Here is a 1,675-nt window from a genome sequence, read left to right as displayed (position 1 = left end):
TTGCAACACCCCTACCCACCAGGGGACCCAACGACCATGGCACCACGCCACCCGTTCTACTCACTGACGCCCACCGACCAACAGGCTCTTGCCCAAGCCCTGTCACAACCGGGAACTTCCATCCGCTCGGCGGCCCACACGCTGGGACTGCACTACCGGCATTGCCTCAACTTCGCCCACACCCATGGCCTGGTACCACCACGGCCAACACCACCGGCCGACACCATCAACCGGGCCGTCGACCGCGTTGCGGCCGGTTCCACCCTGACCCAAGCCGCCCGTGACTGTGGCATCAGCATCTCGGCGGTATTCAACGCCGCCCGCGCCGCCGGCGTCCACCAACCCCGCCCGATGCCTCGCGGTGCCGCAGCGACAACTCGCCGAGTCGAGTATCTAACGCTGCGTCTATCAGCACTGACCCGCACCGATGCCGCCGCAGCCTGCGGCATCAGCCCCCGCACCGCCTTGGACTTCGACAAAGGGGTAACCAAAACAGGTACCCGGCCGCGCACACGCTTCATCCCCACCGGCGCCGACGCCGCCCAGTACAACAGACTCATGACCACTTTGCTGACGCACCATGACGTCATCGAACCCGGCCGGCAACCCGATCCCGCCAATCACCCCACCATTGACCCGTATCACCGGATCCACCCGCGCTACCTGTCGCTGACTGAACGGGAAACCATCGCCGACCTGCGGCGGGAAGGATGGTCCATGCGGGCCATCGCCGGGCACCTGGGACGTAGCCCGTCGACGATCAGCCGCGAGTTAGCCAACAACCGCAGCGCCGACGGGCCCTACCGGCCCATCGCCGCAGCACGCAAAGCCGCGGCCCGTAGGCTTCGGCCCAAACAACCCAAAATCGCCGGTGACGCGATGCTGGCGCAGCTGATCCAAACAAAGTTGGATCTGCGGTGGTCCCCCGAACAGATCGCTGCATGGCTACGCCGGGCCTATCCCCACGCCAAGGAGTGGCACGTGTGCCATGAAACGATCTACCAGGCCCTCTACGTCCAAGCCCGCGGCGGGCTGAAAAAGCAAGTCGCCGCAGCGCTGCGCACCGGCCGCGCACGGCGAGTGCCCAACGGTGACCCGGCCCAGCGGCGGCGACGCTTCGTCGACGACATGGTCATGATCAGCCAGCGGCCCGCCGACGTCGAGGATCGGGCGGTGCCCGGGCATTGGGAAGGCGACTTGATCCTGGGTGCGGCCAACAAGTCCGCCATTGCCACGCTGGTTGAACGCACGACCCGCTACGTCATCCTGGTGCATCTGCCTGCCGGTCACGGTGCCACCGCCGTGCGTGATGGGCTCACCGCGGCGATCGGTTCGCTGCCCACGCACCTGCGGGGATCGTTGACCTGGGATCAAGGCTCGGAGATGGCCGGCCACAAGCAGTTCAGCGTCGCAGCCGAATGCCCGGTGTACTTCTGCGATCCGGCCAGTCCCTGGCAACGCGGTACCAATGAAAACACCAACGGCCTGTTGCGGCAGTACTTCCCCAAAGGAACTGACCTGTCGGCGCATTCGCCGGAGGACCTGGAGTTCGTCGCCCAGCAGCTCAACGGTCGTCCCCGGAAAACTCTTGGATGGGACACACCGGCTCAGCGGATGAGTGCTTTACTGGACGCGTCTTGATCCGCTGGTGTTGCAACGACTCCTAGAATCCGCC

1 protein-coding gene is annotated in these 1,675 nt (G+C 65.7%); it reads left to right on the top strand.

Annotation, left to right across the window (positions count from 1 at the left end; all coding sequences use genetic code 11):
• The first annotated feature begins 414 nt into the window (after positions 1-414).
• The gene (locus HMPREF3121_RS04765) at positions 415-1,641 is read left to right on the top strand and encodes an IS30 family transposase (RefSeq protein WP_141742971.1); all 1,227 of its coding nucleotides are present in this window, start codon (positions 415-417) and stop codon (positions 1,639-1,641) included.
• Positions 1,642-1,675 lie beyond the last annotated feature (34 nt).

It is taken from the genome of Corynebacterium sp. HMSC11E11 (assembly GCF_001807025.1).
GTDB classification, from domain to species: domain Bacteria; phylum Actinomycetota; class Actinomycetes; order Mycobacteriales; family Mycobacteriaceae; genus Corynebacterium; species Corynebacterium freneyi.
The sequence above is the reverse complement of the archived record's forward strand: the minus strand, read 5'-3'. Positions and strand labels throughout refer to the sequence as shown.